A 16,021-nucleotide genomic window follows, 5' to 3' on the forward strand; every position below is an offset into this window, starting at 1 on the left:
TATTTCATCAAAAATTGATGGAAACATTCACCCATTCTGAGTCAAAATCAGCATTGTATTTTTTATAAAAATTAATAGCAGGTTCGTTCCAATCTAAAACTTGCCACACCATTCCGTTATATTTTTTTTCTTTCGCGTAAGCGATTAATTCATCCAAAAGTAACTTTCCTAATCCAGTTCCACGCATCGATTCTGTTACGATTAAATCTTCCAAATACAATCTTCGACCTTTCCATGTAGAATATCGGTCATAATGCAGAGCAATTCCTACAATTACACCATCAACAACTGCAACTAAAGATCCCCAAACTGGATTTACACCAAATCCACATTCTTCCATTTCTTCTAAAGAAACTGTAACCTCATCAGGTGCTTTTTCATAAAGTGCTAATTCTTTAATTAACTCTAAAATTCGAGGACAATCTTCCTTAACTGCTTCTCTAATGATAACATTTTCCATATAGTAGTATAGTATTTAATTTTTAATGAATTTCATGATAAAACAACTAACATATAAATTATATTGTCATTCCAATTTCAATTCCCTTAATACGACGATATAATTCCGTTGCGTAATTATCCGTCATTCCAGATACATAATCTAAAATCCCCATCACCTTTTGATATTTGGAACCTTTTTCATATAAAAACTGATTAGGAACTAATTTTAAGGCCTTTTTCTCAAAAGATTTACGATGAGCCTCATCTTTTAAAATTGGTGGAATAAATTGTGACAATAATTCAGACATTACATTATAACCTGCATTTTCAATTTCTAAAACTGAACGGTGATTATAAATATTTTCACGAGAAAAGCGTTGAATTTCAGTTAAAACTTTTTTTGTTTCGTTTACAGTTTCATCTTTAATAATATCTAATAAAGCCGTTTTAAATTCTCCCTTTACAATTGATTCAAAATTTTGTTGATATACTTCAACAGATTTCTGAGTCAAAAGATTAATCGACTTTGCTCTTAAATAAGCAATTCTATCATTCTTATCAGAAATAGCTTTTAAAGTAACTTTTGTTTTCTCAATTTGTTCTGGATTCAGAGATTCTACTAAATTCAAGAATAATCTTTTACACTTATCATGATCAATAATTCCTAATCGTTGCGAATCTTCCACATCAATAATACTATAACATATATCATCAGCTGCTTCAACTAACCATACAAATGGATGACGTTTGAATATAATTGGCGAATCGGACTCTTGAATCATACTTGTTTTTACAGCAATTGTTTGAAAAACATCTTTTTGAGCCTGAAAAAATCCAAACTTTTTGCGGTGTAATTGAGATTTATCTTTTGCTATAGATTCACAAGGATATTTAGCAATCGAAGCTAATGTTGAATATGTTAAACGCAATCCACCTTCTGATTTCCCATTTTGTTGCTGCGTCAAAATTCTAATAGCATTAGCATTTCCTTCAAAATTGATTAAATCAGCCCATTCAGCTTCAGTAAAAAAAGGTTTTAATTCGTCTTCATGACGATCAAAATAAGAAGCGATCGCATCCTCACCAGAATGACCAAATGCTGGATTTCCGATATCGTGACATAAACAAGCAGCCGAGATTACATCGTGTAAACTATAATTGTAAAAATCGTATGATTGATCTGACAACTGATAGTTTTCTTTGACAAATTTTCCGACCAAATTCCCCATCGAACGACCAACTGAAGAAACCTCTAAGGAATGCGTTAAGCGATTATGTACAAAAACACTTCCTGGTAATGGGAATACTTGCGTTTTGTTCTGTAAACGACGGAAAGCAGACGAAAAGATAATACGATCATAATCGCGCTGATACTCAGAACGTGCATCTGATGTATCGTTCGAATTACTGCGTTGATTAGTATATATGTGATTTAAAATATCCATAGAATAAAATAGAAAACTAAATTAAGGATTATTGTTTAGCTATAAAAAGAAAAATCCAGACTGAATAATATCAATCTGGATTATATATTTTGAGAGATTACCAACTTCCTGAAGCTCCACCTCCACCGAAGCTTCCTCCGCCAAAGCCACCAAAGCCGCCTCCGCCGAATCCACCTCCTGAAGATCCTCCGAAACCACCACCAGAACCGAATCCGCCTCCACCAAAAACAGAGCGACCTGTGTTCATGATAGTAATATCGTCTAATATACTTCTTTGTCTGTGACCACCATTTCCGCCGCCACCTCCGTTTCCTTTATTTTTTCGTCCGAAAATGACAAATAGAATAAACAAAACGAAAAAGATTAACATAAATGTTCCAAACCAATCCACCTCATATTCGGCTTCTTTTGGCTCGGCATTATATTTACCATTAAAGAAACTAAATATAGCATCTACACCAGCATTAATTCCGCCCGCGTAATCACCTTGTTTAAAACGTGGTATAATTACATCATCTATAATTGATTTATTGATTGATGGAGGAAATTGAACTTGAGAACCGTAACCTGTACGAATAGTAATTTTACGATCTTGTTCACTTAATACGATGACAATACCATTATCTTTTCCTTTTTGACCAACACCCCATTTTTCACCGATATCATTCGCAAACATCTCTAAAGGATAACCATCTAAAGATTCAACTGTTAAAACTAATATTTGTGTAGATGTTGAATCGTTATAAGCAACTAATTTTCTTTCCAGATCGTTTAATTGCATCGCATCAAAAACCTGTGCATAATCTTGCACTAATTTTTTAGGTGGATTTTTTAATTCAACTAATTCATAAGGCGTTTGAGCTAATAATGAAACAAGCCCTATAAAAAAGAAAAGTAAAAAATTCCTAACTGTAGCTAATTTCATCTGATAACTCATTTTGATCATTTTCCTGATAAGGAAAATATTTTTTTAATGCTTCGCCGGTCATTTCTATCCCAACGCATAAGCCTTTAGTGTGCCTATTTTCTTTAAAGTAAGAAATCACTTCGTTTTTAATTTCTTCCCAAAAATCATCTGGCGTTATTTTATCAATTCCAACATCACCAATTATAGTAAAGTTACGATCGTAAGGAGCCACATGAAAAAGAACAGCATTTCTTTCTTTTGTTTGATCCATTCCTAATTGCTGAAAAACTTCTAACGCAGATTTGAAATGATCAGTAGAAGATTCGAATTCAATATGAACTCGAATCTCTCCACTTGTATTTTTTTCGGCAGCTTGTATTGCCTCAATAATCTTCTGTTCTTGTTTTGGTGAAAGAAATGGATTATCCGTTCTTTCCATACAATTAGAATTCTACTTTTGGTGCATTTTCTGTACCAGCAGCAGCTTTAAAGTATCCTTTCTCAGTAAAACCTCCAAATTGAGCAATAAAGTTATTTGGGAAAGTTTTGATATGTGAATTAAATCCTTCAGCCGCTGTATTATATTTCTTTCTTTCGTGTAAAACTTCAGCTTCCATACTTTCAATAGATGCTTGTAAGTTTAAGAAATTTTGATTTGCTTTTAATTCAGGATATCTTTCAACAGAAACCATTAAACGACTTAATGCACCACTTAATTGATCTTGGGCTTCTTGAAATTTAGCAATATTAGCATCAGTTAATTGAGATGCATCATCTAAATTTAATTGTGTAGATGTTGCTTTTGCACGTGCTTCAATAACACCTGTTAAAGTTTCTTGTTCAAAATTTGCTGCTCCTTTTACAGTTCCAACTAATTGATCAACTAAATCTGTACGTTTCTGGTAAGTATTTTCAACATTAGACCATTGTGCTTTTACACCTTCTTCCATAGGAACCATGCTGTTATATTTAGATACAAACCAACCACCTACGATAAAAGCTAAAATAATGATAGCAGCTAATATACCACCACCAATTAAACATCCTTTATTTTTCATATTCGATAAATATTTATTACAGTAAATTTACTTTTTTTCAACAATATTATAGCAAAAATAAAGCCGTACTTAAAAAAGTACGGCTTTAGCTGTTAAATACTGTATATTTTTAGTTTAATAACGATTTAGCCCAACTTTTTTCTATAGGTAATACCCATATTGATTTAAATTCTGCTAAGTTTGAAATTCCGTTATTAAAAACTTTAATATCATTGTATAAACCTTCTTTTATATTTGATTTAAAAGAAGGCAATTTTTCAATCTTAATACTTTCTTCCTGTTCGAAAGCGATTAACATACGATTTAAAAATTCAAAATTATATTCAGCGTCTAATTCGCGAATAATTTTTGTTAATTTATCAATTGAACAACCACTTGCAGAAGCTTGTTTTTCATCAACTCCTACAACTATAAATTGATCATATGGTAAATCAAAATCAGCTAAAAGAGATGCTCCATGAGCGTTCCAATCAGCAATAAATTTTTTTAATTTTAATATGATAACTTCTTTTTCTTCAGAAGAGAATTTACGATTTGCTTGAAAAATCCAAATTCTTGAATCGTCTGCTAAATTCATCGTATTTTAATTTAAGTATTATGATTGAATATAAGAAGGATTCTTATTTTAATTTAACATTTGTAGCCATTAATCCTTTTTTACCTTGCTCTAAAGTAAAAACGATTTGGTCACCTTGGTTTACTCTATCGATTAAACCTGTTACGTGAACAAAGATATCTTCACCATTTGTGTTTGTAATGAATCCAAAACCTTTTTCCTCGTTAAAAAACTTTACTGTTCCTTCTTGCATGCTAATGTATTTAATAATTATTATATTTTTGAAATTTGAGTTGCTTTGAAACCTTTTTCAGTAAGCACTTTTTTGAAGGCAACATTATCCCCAACTTTTAATTGTTCTCTAGATTCTTTGAAGTGGAAGAAAATTTTATCTGTTGAGTTTGAAACTTTAATAAATCCAAAACCTTTTGCATCATTATAGTTATCTACAACTCCGTTAATAATAATATCTTTAACTTCTAATCTTTCGTTATTTTTTAAATCAGCTTCTTTGTCTTGTAAATGTGGAGGAACATCTGTAAAATTTCCTAAAACATCTACATAAACAATCATTTCTTCTAATGATTTACCTTTATTGTTGTGTTCTTTACGAACCTCTCTTTTGTTTAATTTCTCAAGCTTTTTTAATGCTTTCTTTTTATTTTTTTCTTTTTTAGAGGTAGATTCTGCCATAACTATTATTTTATTAAATGAATATTAATATTCAAGACAATTGAAATTTAGATTCTAATAAAAAAAGCTATAAGAAGAACTTATATGTATTTTAGAAGTACAGAAATTAATGATAAATTTGACTAGGTCAAATGGTATTAAAAAAAGTATATGAAGATATAAATCTTCTAAATTTCAAGACAAAATTATCTTAAATATTCTGCAAAGATAAGCATTTATATTTAAACCAATTTTTTTTATATTAATTGTTAATTTTTTTTACACAAAAAAGCCACCTTAAATAAGGTGACTTTTAAATATTCTTTTTTTTGATTTAGTCTATAAATCTTTAGCTTCCATAATTAATTCGGCTAAATCTTTTACTACAACTGATGATTCTTTTTCGAAGTGTTTTACTCCGTCTGTCATCATTGTATTGCAGAAAGGACATCCTGTTGCAATAACATGAGGTTTTTCTTGTAAAGCCTCTTCAGTTCTTTCGATGTTAATGTCTTTGTCTCCTTTTTCAGGTTCTTTAAACATTTGTGCACCTCCAGCACCACAACATAATCCACGTGTACGACAACGTTTCATTTCTACTAACTCTGCATCTAATTTTTCAATTAATGTACGAGGAGCTTCATAAACATCGTTTCCACGTCCTAAATAACATGGATCATGGAAAGTAATTCGTTTTCCTTTGAAAGTTTCGGAACCTTCTAATTTCAGTTTTCCAGCGTCTATTAACTGTTGTAAATATTGTGAGTGATGTAATACTTCGTAATCACCACCTAAAGATGGATATTCATTTTTTAAAGTATTAAAACAGTGCGGACAAGTTGTAACAATTTTCTTTACTTCGTATGCGTTTAATACTTCAATGTTCATCATTGCTTGCATTTGAAACACAAACTCATTCCCTGCACGTTTTGCTGGATCTCCTGTACAAGACTCTTCTGTTCCTAATACAGCAAATTCAACACCAATATTATTTAAAATTTTTACAAATGCTCTTGTAATTTTTTTAGCTCTATCATCAAAACTTCCGGCACATCCAACCCAGAATAATACTTCTGGTTGTTTACCTTCGGCCATGTATTGAGCCATTGTTTTAACAGTTATATTTGACATAGTTTTTTTTGTAGTCTTTTAGTTTTGAATCTTTAATTAAGAATCATGATTCCCATCATCAAAAACTTCGATAGAAACAGTCTTCTCAACTAAATCAGTAAATTTACCATTATAACGAGTTGCTTTTACTAAATGGTTATCAATCCAATGGTAGTTTCCTCCACGAGGTTTTCCCATTAATAATCCATGGTATTTGAAACCATATTTTTCTAACCAAATTTCTGTATACTCGCGGTGTTCCTCAGTTCTTGACGTAAAAAATGTAATAATATGTCCTTCATCGTACCATTTATTTAATGTTATTAAAGCATCTGGATATACAGCTGCAGTTAACATCCTTTCTGGCTCTTCATTTGGAATATCATCACAGATAGTACCGTCAATATCAATTAAGTAATTCTTAACATCTACTGGTAAAATTGGGCTTACTTTTTCTCCGTTTTCGATTTTTTCCTTTAAGAAATCTTCCATTGTGTGTGTATGTTTGTTATTTGTGTCAATTAATAGATTTGGAGTAAAGCAATAACAACTTTATCAGGGTCTCTTATTCGTTTGCCCAGTTTAGACGATCCGCAGTGTTAAACTGCCATGGAGCACCATTGTTCTCCACGTTTGTCATCATCATATTTAGCTCGTTTGGAGCTGCAGATTGTTCCATTACCAAGTAACGACGTAAATCTACAATGATTGATAACGGATCAATGTTTACTGGACAAGCTTGTGTACATGCATTACATGATGTACATGCCCATAATTCTTCAGGTGTAATAAAATCATTAACTAATGTTTTACCATCATCTACGAATTCTCCGTTTGTGTCGATATTTTTACTTACCTCTTCAATACGATCACGAGTGTCCATCATAATTTTACGAGGAGATAATTTCTTACCTGTTAAATTAGCTGGACATTCAGAAGTACAACGACCACACTCTGTACAAGTGTATGCGTTTAATAATTGTACTTGATTCAGATCAAAGATATCTTTTGCCCCAAAAGTTTCTGGCTCTCCAGCTGGTTCTGCTGGTGCAGCAAATGGATCTGCATTTGGATCCATCATTAACTTTACTTCATTTGTAACAGATTCTAAATTTGTAAATTCTGCTTTAGGTTCTAATTTAGAGAACCAAGTATTAGGGAAAGCTAATATTATATGTAAATGTTTTGAATAATATAAATAGTTTAAGAAGAAGAAAATTCCTAAAACATGAAACCACCATGCTCCTCTTTCTACTATTGTTAAAAATGTAATATCATTAAAGTGACTTAAGATAGGTGCTGTTAACCAAGACGAAATAGGAAAAGAACCTGCTTTTACATAATGTTCAGCTCCTAATTGTTGTAAAACTTGATCTGCTCCATTCATTGTTAATAAAGCAAACATAAAAGCAACCTCCATAAATAAGATGTAATTTGCATCATCTTTTGGGAAATCTTTCATCTCTGGCTTCCAGAAACGTTGAATTTTCATCACATTACGACGTAACCAGAAAATAATACATGATACTAATACTCCGAAAGCTAAAATTTCGAAGAATCCGATCATTAAATCGTAAAATCCTCCCATAAAACTTAGTACACGGTGTGTACCAAATAATCCGTCGATTATAATTTCTACTACTTCAATATTGATCAATAAGAAACCTACATACACAATAATGTGTAAAAATCCTGCTACAGGTCTTACTGTCATTTTTCCTTGACCTAAAGCTACTTTTGCCATAGTAGCCCAACGTTCCGATGGATTATCGAAACGATCGATCTTTTTTCCTAATTTGATATTACGAATGATCTTTTTCACGTTTTGTGAAAAGAACCATAACGATCCTATCATAACAAGGGCAAAGATTACATTTGGAATGTAATTCATCATTTAATATAATTTTTTTGTGAGTTTTGGTTTTTTATTTTAGTGTTGAATTTCTTGCTTTTTCCCAAAAACTGAAATGTTTACGTAACGGCTTGGATTTTTCTTTAAATCTTCTACTAACACGTTCATATTTTTGATTGTAGCTTGTAATTCATTTGCAATATCGTCTTCTTTGGCTAATTTTCCTAATGTTCCTTTACCTTTATTAATATCATCCAATAAAACTGTTAAACTTTTTGAAGCATCCTCAAAGTTTTTGATTGTTTTCTCTAACTCCATCGCATTGATTTTATCGGCAGTTTTACCAAATTTTTCAATTGTTGCTTTTGTTGAAGCTAAAGTTGTGTTGGCATTATCTAATGTTTTAGTAATCGTTTTCTCGTTCGCATTAATTAAGCTATTTGCTGAATTAGATGTTTTTTCGATAGATTTTGCAGTTGCATCAAAAGACGTTACAGTTTTGTTTAAGTTGTTTAATAAAACTTTTAAATTCTGCTTATTTTCTTGATCTAACATAGAATCTACACCAGCTAAAGTTTTATTTAATGTAACTAAAACAGAATCAATTTTAGTTTGTGTTGGTCCTAATTGCTCTTGAAAACCAGCGATCATTCCGCCAGCTACACGACCTGGTAAAAAATCACCACTTTGCGCAATATTTTTCCCATAATCTAAAATTAAACGTACTTCTGGACCAGACATAATTCCTGGTTCATAAATTTCAGCAACTGTATTTTTAGAAAATTCTACATCCTTCTCTACCGAAATTAACACTTCGAAATGAATAGGTTGTTGATCTTCAATAATTTTAATTTCCTCTACACGACCTACTCTTAGACCGTTAATAGATACTGGTTTAGATGGTGCTAACCCACTAACATTATCAAATTTTACTTTGAATACTCTTCCTGAAGTGAACATATTTTTACCTTTTAAAAAATTAAATAAGATAAAAAAACTCACTAATGTTAATATAACTACTACACCTATTTTGGCTTCTTTTGAAATCTTCACGTTATGTATGTTTCTGCAAAAATAATTAATATTTATCTAGAATTATTCAATATTACATAGGTTCTTCACCATTAAATGTAACTATGAACGCATTTCTAAATCCTTTTTTCTGTACTGCTTCTAAAGTTTTTTGAGCCGCATCTAAAGTTTTATCTATTCCAAAATAATAATTGAACATCCCTCCATTCTTAACTCTCAATACATTAGACAATCCGTTAAATCTTTCATCACGCTCTTTATATTTCTTGTTTGAAGACATAAATAAAACGCGATAATTTTTCTGACCTTCTAGTTTTTTATTTAAATCAAACTCGACAATTTCTGCCTTATTGAATCCTTTACGTTTAACTGAATTCAATAAATCATCAGCACGAGACTGTAAATTTGTATTTCCGTAGTAATAAATATATTTATTCCCGTCTTGTACAATTTCTACATCTGTTAATCCTTTTAACTGCGGTGCTGTAACTGTATATTTTAAAGTTGTTTCTAAAAATTTAATTTTTAAGGCTTTTCCTTCTAATGGTTTTTCAACTGGTTTAGCTTTTGGTTTTTCATCTTCTTCGATAATTCCTGAACGACGATCAAATTCTTTCTTATACTCTTTAAAAGCTTTATATAAAGATTCCGTTGAAGCTTGTTTCCCTTCGTTTGATGCTAAATACGTTCCTTCATCATGATTAGAAATAAAACCTAACTCTACTAAAACTGATGGAGAAGCATTCCCTCGTAATACGTGAAAATTTGCTTGTTTTACTCCTCGACTATGACGTCCTTGTTCTTTTGTAAACTTTGTTTCTACCAAATCAGCAAAACGAATCGATTGCTCTTTGTAAGCTGCATTCATAATTTCGAATGCAATTACTGCTTCAGGATCTTTTGGATTAAATTTCTCGTATCGAGCCTGATCTTTTTCTAAGAAAATAACCGAGTTCTCAGCTCTGGAAACTTCATCCGTTTCACTCATTCTATTTAATCCCATCACGAAAGTTTCTGTTCCGTAAGCAGAAGTGTTTTTAGCAGAATTACAGTGAACTGAAATAAATAAATTAGCTTTATTATCATTCGAAATTCGAGTTCTTTCATACAATTCTAAGAAAACATCGGTTTTTCTAGTATATACTACTTTAACATCTGGATGATTTTTTTCTATTAATGATCCAAATCTTAAAACAACATCTAATGCGATATTTTTCTCTAAATCAGCCACTCCTCTAGCCCCAGCATCCTTTCCTCCATGGCCGGCATCTAACACAACAACAAAATTGGTCTTTTTTTGTGCAAATGAAACTGAAGAAAAAAGCAACATCATAGCAAAAAATAGATACTTTTGTATGTTAATCATTTTTAATCTCATACTGTAGGATTGTTTTTTTGATTAATTTTGACGCAATTTATAAAAAATAAGTTTTTCAATTTGTTTACAAACGCATTTAAATCCATATTATTTTTAAGTCCGGCCATGGTTTGTACTATAACTTTTGGTCAGATAACTGAAAATAATACAAATAAAGATAACTCTAAAATAATTACAGATAGTATAAAATTAGATACTGTTATTAATGTAAAGAAAGAACAATTAGAGTTTATCGTGGATAGGGAGTCTGAAGACGAAAGACATGATCTTAAAAAACGTACATCATATTTTTTACGCAATGCTCGCGTAACATATGGTGATATGTCTATATACGCTGATTACATTGAATTGAATTGGAACACTGGTGATGTGTATGCCGAAGGAAAAAGAGATTCTATCGGTCAGATAATTGAACCTACAAAATTTGTTCAAGGTCAACAAGAATTTACGCAAGATGCATTTAAAGTTAACTTTAAAACTAAAGTTGGAATTGCATACAATGTGCGTATGACTGAAGGTGAAGGTGTAATTACAGCTGATAAAGTAAAACGTGTAAACGACTCTATTATGTATATGAATAGAGCCGAGTATACAACAGATAGTTACTTTAAAGATGGTAAAACGTCAGATAGAGATTATTTCATTCGTACATCTCCAGGGAAACTTATAAATAATGGCGAAAATAAAACATTAATTGCAGGTCCTACGCAAATGTTTATTTACGACATTCCTACTCCGTTAGTTGCACCATTTGCATACATACCATTAGGTAGTAAAAGATCGGCAGGTATATTAATGCCTAAACCTGGTGAAAGATCTGATTTAGGATTTTTTATTGAAGGAATTGGATTTTACGTTCCTATTGGGGAATATTGGGATATCAAATTAACTGGTGATATCTATACTAAAGGAAGTTGGGGATTGAGAACTGAAAGTATGTATAAAAAGAATTATAGATACAATGGTGGTTTTTCTGCAAGTTTCGAAAAAAGAATTACTGGTATTAAAGGCTTAACATCTGGAAATAATACTTTTAACAAAAATGATTTATTCCACGTTTCTTGGAGACATCAACAAGATCCAAAGTCAAATCCTTACACTAACTTTAATGCTAATGTAAATTTCTCTAGTTCTAAATTTTATCAAAACTCGATTAACACACAGTTTATTCAAAATAATCAAGTTTATACCAACAATATAAATTCGTCTATTACTTTAAATAAAAAATTTAAAGATTCACCATTCTCTGCTACTTTAAGTATGAATCATTCGCAGCAGATGAATCAAAACCAAAATGTAAATACTGAAAATCTAAATAATAACATCACATTAACTGCACCAAGTTTAAATGTTAATATGTCACGAATTTATCCTTTTGCTCCAAAAGCGGGTGCTAAGAAAGGATTAATTCAGAATTTAGGTATTGATTACACCTTAAGAGGTGCAAACGAAATTAGAACAAACGATAAAGATATTTTCACAAAAACAATGTGGGAAGAACAATCTCGTATTGGAACAAACCAAAGGATGAATTTAACATCTGGTGTTACTTTATTTAACTATTTCCCTTTTAGTTTTTCATCTACTTACAACGAAGTTTGGAGTGATCGTAAAATCCAAAGAATTTACAATCCTTTAAACCAAAGAACTTCTGATAATGTTATTAAAGGATTTAACGCTTATCGTACGTTTAATGTTTCAGCTAATATTTCTACTAATGTTTACGGAACATTCTTAAACTCGAACAAAGAAGCCAAAATTCAAGGAATCCGTCACGTATTAAGCCCTATGGTTGGTTATTCCTTCAATCCTAATTTCCAAGATCCATCTTGGGGGTATTACCAATCGTATGAAGGTGCTAATATGGAGGAGATTTGGTACAATCAATACGAACAAGCATTATACGGAATTTCAGTCCCTCAGTTATCTAATAGTTTAACATTTAGTTTACTAAATAATTTAGAAATGAAAGTTAAAGACGAGAACGACCCTAAAGGTGTGAAGAAAGTTAAAATCTTCGAATCTTTAAACTTCTCGACAGCATATAATTTCTCAGCTACAAGTTTTAGACTTGCACCAATTACAATGTCTGGTAACACAAGTTTCTTAGACAGAAAAGTAAATGTTCAATTCTCTGGTCAATTTAATCCATACAAATTAATATTCGAACCTGGAAAAGACACAGGAAAATATATTGATGAATTAGCATTACCTCGTTTAACAAATTTCCAAGTTGGAACAGGATATACATTTGACAATTCAACTTTTGGTGGAAAAAAATTCGACGAGAAAAATTACTCAAAACGAGGAAGTATTCGTGACGAAAACTTTTACTACGACGATAAAAATTATGCTCATTTTGCTATTCCATGGAGTGTTAGCGCTAACTTAGCCTACTCTTACAATAAAGGATCTAATAGAAATGGGAAAAGCACTGGGACAGTTAATTTAAATGGAAAAATTAAACCTACACCATACTGGGATATCTCAGCAATGACAACTTACGATTTCATCGAAAATGAATTCACGATGTTAAATCTTAACTTCGAAAGAGATTTACGAAGCTTTAAGATGTCTTTCAACTGGGTCCCGATGGGTAGATATAAATACTATGGTTTTATGATTCAAATAAAATCATCTATCTTAAGTGACTTAAAATACAACGATAGATCACGATCTAGATTTTAAAAATATAACGCATTATGAAAAAAGAAATTATTTATACTTCTAAAGCTCCAGAAGCTATCGGACCATATTCACAAGGTGTTAAATACAATGGATTTGTTTACACTTCGGGGCAAATTCCATTTAACGTAGAAGCTGGCGCATTGGTTACTACAGGAATTAAAGATGAAGTACACCAAGTAATGAAAAATGTAAAATCTATTTTAGAAGCTGCAGGTACATCTGTAGACCAAATTGTAAAAACAACAATTTTCTTAAAAGATTTAAACGATTTTAATGATGTAAACGAAGTTTACGCTTCTTACTTTACAGATACAAATTATCCAGCGCGTGAGTGTGTAGAAGTTGCACGTTTGCCACGCGATGTTAATGTTGAAATTTCTGTTATTGCTATTGCATAACAGAAACCCCAAACAAAAAATATGTTAAAAGACAAGACTGTTTTAAGAAATGTAATCGGTGTAGTTTTAGGACTACTGGTTGTATATCTTATTGTTAATGCCGGCATTACTGTAAATGCTTATAAATTAGGTTGGGAAGACGAAGCTGTTTTTCCTGAATGGAGACATATCATCAAATACTTCTCTAAAGGAGCTGGAAAAGCTTATGAAGTTAATTTCTTTGGTATGATGTTATTATCATCTGGAATAGCTGCATTAGGCGGAGGCATCGTAACCGCTTTAATTGTAAAAAGAGCTAAACAAGCATATTCTATGCTAATTGGATTCATTTTATTATTAGTAGCTTTTGGAGATGTAATTTTCACTCCATACCACCCAACTTGGTACGAGATTGCAATTTGTCCAGTATTATTCTTATTTTCATGGATTGGAGGTTTAATAATTGATATTATTTACAAACAATTCTTTAGAAAAAAGAAACCAACAGCACAATCATTCTAATTTTAAATTATGTCTGAAAAAGATAGAAAAATCCGTGTAGCTATATCTATTGGTGATTACAACGGAATTGGTATAGAAATAATTTTAAAAACATTAAAAGAAAAAGAAATTACAGAATTATTCACACCTGTAATTTTTGCTTCAACAAAATTATTATCGCACCAAAAAGATAAATTAAACTTAGATCGTATTAACTTTCAAGGAATCCAAGATGCAAGTCAAATTGTAGATGGAAAAATTAACGTAGTTAACCTTTGGAAAGACACAATCGAAGTACAATTTGGTAAAGTAACTAAAACCGCAGGAGAACACGCTTTTCAATCATTAAAAGCTGCTGCACAATCTGTAACAGATGGTTTTACAGATGTATTAGTAACTGCACCAATAAACAAAGACAACATACAATCAGAAGAGTTCAAATTCCCTGGACATACAGAATATTTAGGTGAAGTTTGGGGCGGATTCCCATTGATGTTTATGGTAGCTGAAAAAATTAAAGTTGGTTTAGTAACTCAACACGTGCCTGTTTCTAAAATAGCTCAAGGAATTACTAAAAAATCTGTTTACAGTAAAATTCAGCAAATTCATAAAAGTTTAGTTGAGGATTATACAGTTCAAAAACCAAAAATTGCAGTATTAGGTTTAAACCCTCACGCTGGCGATAATGGATTATTAGGAACTGAAGAGCAAGATATTATTATTCCAGCGATAGAACGTTGTAAAAAGGAAGATAAGCTAGTTTATGGACCATACTCTGCTGACAGCTTCTTTACTTCTGATAATTTAGAAGTTTTTGATGCTGTTTTAGCTATGTACCACGATCAAGGCTTAATCCCTTTCAAAACAATTGCCTTTGATGAAGGTGTAAACTACACAGCTGGTTTAAAATATGTAAGAACATCTCCAGACCATGGCGTTGCATATAACATCGCTGGTAAAGGAATTGCAAATGAAGAATCATTTAAAGAAGCAGTATATTTAGCATTAGATTTATTTAAAAATCGTTTAGATTACGCTGAATTAACTAAAAACGTTCTTCAACACATTCCTTTAAAATTAGAAAAAGGAGATAATAAAGAATAAAAAAATAAAATAACTAAGCAAACGATATTTATTTTAAATAAAATATGTTATCTTTGCAAACCTTTTCGTGGTATGGACAAAATGAAAAATTACACCATTGTATTCTCTAGTTTACCTTTTGGGCCAACAGATTTTACATACGAAATATCACAATCGTTCTTTGATTTGTTTGAAATTGAGACAGATTTTGAAAACCCTGTAATCAATGTTGATTTAAATTTCGAAAAAAAATCAACAATGTTAGAGCTGTTTTTCAGTATAAATGGAAAAATAACTGTACCATGTGATATAACAGGTGAAAATTTTGATCAAAAAATTTCGAATGAAGCTAAATTAATTGTTAAATTTGGCGACGAATTTGATGACACAGATAGTGAAATTTGGATTATCCCTCGAGATGAATACGAATTAAACATAATGCAAATCTTATATGAATTGATTATGTTATCATTCCCTGTAAAAAGAGTACATCCTGATGTTTTAGAAGGTAATATCGATCCTGAAATCTCTAATTTATTAGACGAATATAGTATATACGATATCAGCCAACTAGAAGATAATGATGAAAACAACGATGACGATGACGACAATGATGACAATATCGACCCACGTTGGGCAAAATTGAAAGATTTAAAACCGTAGGGTTTTTAGTAATAATATATAAAGAAATAAAAAAAAGTAGTTAGATATGGCACATCCTAAGAGAAGACAGTCGTCAACAAGAAGAGATAAACGTAGAACACACTACAAAATCGAAGCTCCACAATTAGCTATCGATTCTACAACAGGTGAAGCTCACTTATACCACAGAGCACACTGGTCTGACGGAAAATTATACTACAAAGGTAAAGTAGTATTAGAAAAAGTACAAGAAGTTACTGAATAATAGAGTCTTAGAAA

General features: G+C 31.3%; 19 protein-coding genes. 6 read left to right on the top strand and 13 right to left on the bottom strand.

The genetic code is table 11. From position 1 onward, the window contains the following. Window positions 1-7 precede the first annotated feature (7 nt). From EAH69_RS02175 to EAH69_RS02235, 13 genes are all read right to left on the bottom strand, one after another. Window positions 8-460: a GNAT family N-acetyltransferase gene (locus tag EAH69_RS02175; RefSeq protein WP_121933554.1), complete on the bottom strand. Its 453-nt coding sequence runs from the start codon at window positions 458-460 to the stop codon at window positions 8-10. Between the two features lie 58 nt (window positions 461-518). Beyond that, window positions 519-1,886, bottom strand: a complete 1,368-nt coding sequence (gene dgt, locus EAH69_RS02180) for a dGTP triphosphohydrolase (RefSeq protein ID WP_121933555.1) — start codon at window positions 1,884-1,886, stop codon at window positions 519-521. Window positions 1,887-1,983: 97 nt separating this feature from the next. Then, complete coding sequence (locus tag EAH69_RS14050; RefSeq protein WP_121933556.1) at window positions 1,984-2,811, bottom strand: TPM domain-containing protein; 828 nt, start codon at window positions 2,809-2,811, stop codon at window positions 1,984-1,986. Further along, a complete protein-coding gene (locus EAH69_RS02190) occupies window positions 2,792-3,232 on the bottom strand; it encodes a TPM domain-containing protein (RefSeq protein WP_121933557.1) in 441 nt (146 codons plus the stop codon). Before EAH69_RS02190 ends, EAH69_RS14050 begins: the two co-directional genes overlap by 20 nt. A 4-nt stretch (window positions 3,233-3,236) precedes the next feature. Further along, a complete protein-coding gene (locus EAH69_RS02195; protein ID WP_121933558.1) occupies window positions 3,237-3,851 on the bottom strand; it encodes a LemA family protein in 615 nt (204 codons plus the stop codon). Window positions 3,852-3,960: 109 nt separating this feature from the next. Beyond that, complete coding sequence (locus EAH69_RS02200) at window positions 3,961-4,428, bottom strand: ABC transporter ATPase (RefSeq protein ID WP_121933559.1); 468 nt, start codon at window positions 4,426-4,428, stop codon at window positions 3,961-3,963. Between the two features lie 43 nt (window positions 4,429-4,471). Then, window positions 4,472-4,660, bottom strand: a complete 189-nt coding sequence (locus EAH69_RS02205; protein ID WP_121933560.1) for a cold-shock protein — start codon at window positions 4,658-4,660, stop codon at window positions 4,472-4,474. A 20-nt stretch (window positions 4,661-4,680) separates the two neighbouring features. Then, a complete protein-coding gene (locus EAH69_RS02210) occupies window positions 4,681-5,100 on the bottom strand; it encodes a cold-shock protein (RefSeq protein WP_121933561.1) in 420 nt (139 codons plus the stop codon). Window positions 5,101-5,418: 318 nt separating this feature from the next. Next, window positions 5,419-6,210 (bottom strand): (Fe-S)-binding protein, encoded by a 792-nt coding sequence (locus EAH69_RS02215; RefSeq protein ID WP_121933562.1) that lies wholly within the window; start codon window positions 6,208-6,210, stop codon window positions 5,419-5,421. 36 nt (window positions 6,211-6,246) lie between these two features. Next, window positions 6,247-6,681 carry a phosphoheptose isomerase gene (locus EAH69_RS02220; RefSeq protein WP_121933563.1) on the bottom strand — a complete coding sequence of 145 codons (435 nt, stop codon included), beginning with the start codon at window positions 6,679-6,681 and terminating at the stop codon, window positions 6,247-6,249. A gap of 73 nt (window positions 6,682-6,754) precedes the next feature. Beyond that, complete coding sequence (locus tag EAH69_RS02225; RefSeq protein WP_121933625.1) at window positions 6,755-8,080, bottom strand: (Fe-S)-binding protein; 1,326 nt, start codon at window positions 8,078-8,080, stop codon at window positions 6,755-6,757. 39 nt (window positions 8,081-8,119) lie between these two features. Then, window positions 8,120-9,001, bottom strand: a complete 882-nt coding sequence (locus EAH69_RS02230) for an MlaD family protein (RefSeq protein ID WP_230466668.1) — start codon at window positions 8,999-9,001, stop codon at window positions 8,120-8,122. A 145-nt stretch (window positions 9,002-9,146) separates the two neighbouring features. Then, on the bottom strand, window positions 9,147-10,439 hold the full coding sequence (locus tag EAH69_RS02235) for an N-acetylmuramoyl-L-alanine amidase family protein (protein ID WP_230466669.1): 1,293 nt from the start codon (window positions 10,437-10,439) through the stop codon (window positions 9,147-9,149). Window positions 10,440-10,556: 117 nt separating this feature from the next. Between EAH69_RS02235 and EAH69_RS02240 the strand changes: the two genes are divergently transcribed. The 6 genes from EAH69_RS02240 (at window position 10,557) to rpmF (ending at window position 16,007) form a co-directional block, all read left to right on the top strand. After that, a complete protein-coding gene (locus EAH69_RS02240) occupies window positions 10,557-13,139 on the top strand; it encodes a putative LPS assembly protein LptD (protein WP_230466670.1) in 2,583 nt (860 codons plus the stop codon). Between the two features lie 14 nt (window positions 13,140-13,153). Continuing rightward, window positions 13,154-13,537: a RidA family protein gene (locus EAH69_RS02245; protein WP_121933567.1), complete on the top strand. Its 384-nt coding sequence runs from the start codon at window positions 13,154-13,156 to the stop codon at window positions 13,535-13,537. 21 nt (window positions 13,538-13,558) lie between these two features. Next, window positions 13,559-14,038, top strand: coding sequence for a hypothetical protein (locus EAH69_RS02250; protein ID WP_121933568.1), 480 nt, complete (start codon window positions 13,559-13,561; stop codon window positions 14,036-14,038). A gap of 9 nt (window positions 14,039-14,047) precedes the next feature. After that, window positions 14,048-15,121, top strand: a complete 1,074-nt coding sequence (gene pdxA / locus EAH69_RS02255; protein ID WP_121933569.1) for a 4-hydroxythreonine-4-phosphate dehydrogenase PdxA — start codon at window positions 14,048-14,050, stop codon at window positions 15,119-15,121. 72 nt (window positions 15,122-15,193) lie between these two features. Further along, window positions 15,194-15,763: a YceD family protein gene (locus EAH69_RS02260; RefSeq protein WP_121933570.1), complete on the top strand. Its 570-nt coding sequence runs from the start codon at window positions 15,194-15,196 to the stop codon at window positions 15,761-15,763. 46 nt (window positions 15,764-15,809) lie between these two features. Beyond that, a complete protein-coding gene (gene rpmF / locus EAH69_RS02265; RefSeq protein WP_121933571.1) occupies window positions 15,810-16,007 on the top strand; it encodes a 50S ribosomal protein L32 in 198 nt (65 codons plus the stop codon). Window positions 16,008-16,021 lie beyond the last annotated feature (14 nt).

The sequence above is a fragment of the Faecalibacter macacae genome (assembly GCF_003687725.1).
Taxonomy (GTDB): domain Bacteria; phylum Bacteroidota; class Bacteroidia; order Flavobacteriales; family Weeksellaceae; genus Empedobacter; species Empedobacter macacae.

Coding starts and splice junctions, on each gene's coding strand:
- EAH69_RS02175 (WP_121933554.1), bottom strand. CDS start 460: ATGGAAAATGTTATCATTAGAGAAGCAGTTAAGGAAGATTGTCCTCGA.
- EAH69_RS02220 (WP_121933563.1), bottom strand. CDS start 6,681: ATGGAAGATTTCTTAAAGGAAAAAATCGAAAACGGAGAAAAAGTAAGC.
- EAH69_RS02195 (WP_121933558.1), bottom strand. CDS start 3,851: ATGAAAAATAAAGGATGTTTAATTGGTGGTGGTATATTAGCTGCTATC.
- EAH69_RS02215 (WP_121933562.1), bottom strand. CDS start 6,210: ATGTCAAATATAACTGTTAAAACAATGGCTCAATACATGGCCGAAGGT.
- EAH69_RS02230 (WP_230466668.1), bottom strand. CDS start 9,001: ATGTTCACTTCAGGAAGAGTATTCAAAGTAAAATTTGATAATGTTAGT.
- EAH69_RS02200 (WP_121933559.1), bottom strand. CDS start 4,428: ATGAATTTAGCAGACGATTCAAGAATTTGGATTTTTCAAGCAAATCGT.
- pdxA (WP_121933569.1), top strand. CDS start 14,048: ATGTCTGAAAAAGATAGAAAAATCCGTGTAGCTATATCTATTGGTGAT.
- EAH69_RS02210 (WP_121933561.1), bottom strand. CDS start 5,100: ATGGCAGAATCTACCTCTAAAAAAGAAAAAAATAAAAAGAAAGCATTA.
- EAH69_RS02260 (WP_121933570.1), top strand. CDS start 15,194: ATGGACAAAATGAAAAATTACACCATTGTATTCTCTAGTTTACCTTTT.
- EAH69_RS02225 (WP_121933625.1), bottom strand. CDS start 8,080: ATGAATTACATTCCAAATGTAATCTTTGCCCTTGTTATGATAGGATCG.
- EAH69_RS14050 (WP_121933556.1), bottom strand. CDS start 2,811: ATGAAATTAGCTACAGTTAGGAATTTTTTACTTTTCTTTTTTATAGGG.
- rpmF (WP_121933571.1), top strand. CDS start 15,810: ATGGCACATCCTAAGAGAAGACAGTCGTCAACAAGAAGAGATAAACGT.
- EAH69_RS02240 (WP_230466670.1), top strand. CDS start 10,557: ATGGTTTGTACTATAACTTTTGGTCAGATAACTGAAAATAATACAAAT.
- dgt (WP_121933555.1), bottom strand. CDS start 1,886: ATGGATATTTTAAATCACATATATACTAATCAACGCAGTAATTCGAAC.
- EAH69_RS02250 (WP_121933568.1), top strand. CDS start 13,559: ATGTTAAAAGACAAGACTGTTTTAAGAAATGTAATCGGTGTAGTTTTA.
- EAH69_RS02235 (WP_230466669.1), bottom strand. CDS start 10,439: ATGATTAACATACAAAAGTATCTATTTTTTGCTATGATGTTGCTTTTT.
- EAH69_RS02190 (WP_121933557.1), bottom strand. CDS start 3,232: ATGGAAAGAACGGATAATCCATTTCTTTCACCAAAACAAGAACAGAAG.
- EAH69_RS02205 (WP_121933560.1), bottom strand. CDS start 4,660: ATGCAAGAAGGAACAGTAAAGTTTTTTAACGAGGAAAAAGGTTTTGGA.
- EAH69_RS02245 (WP_121933567.1), top strand. CDS start 13,154: ATGAAAAAAGAAATTATTTATACTTCTAAAGCTCCAGAAGCTATCGGA.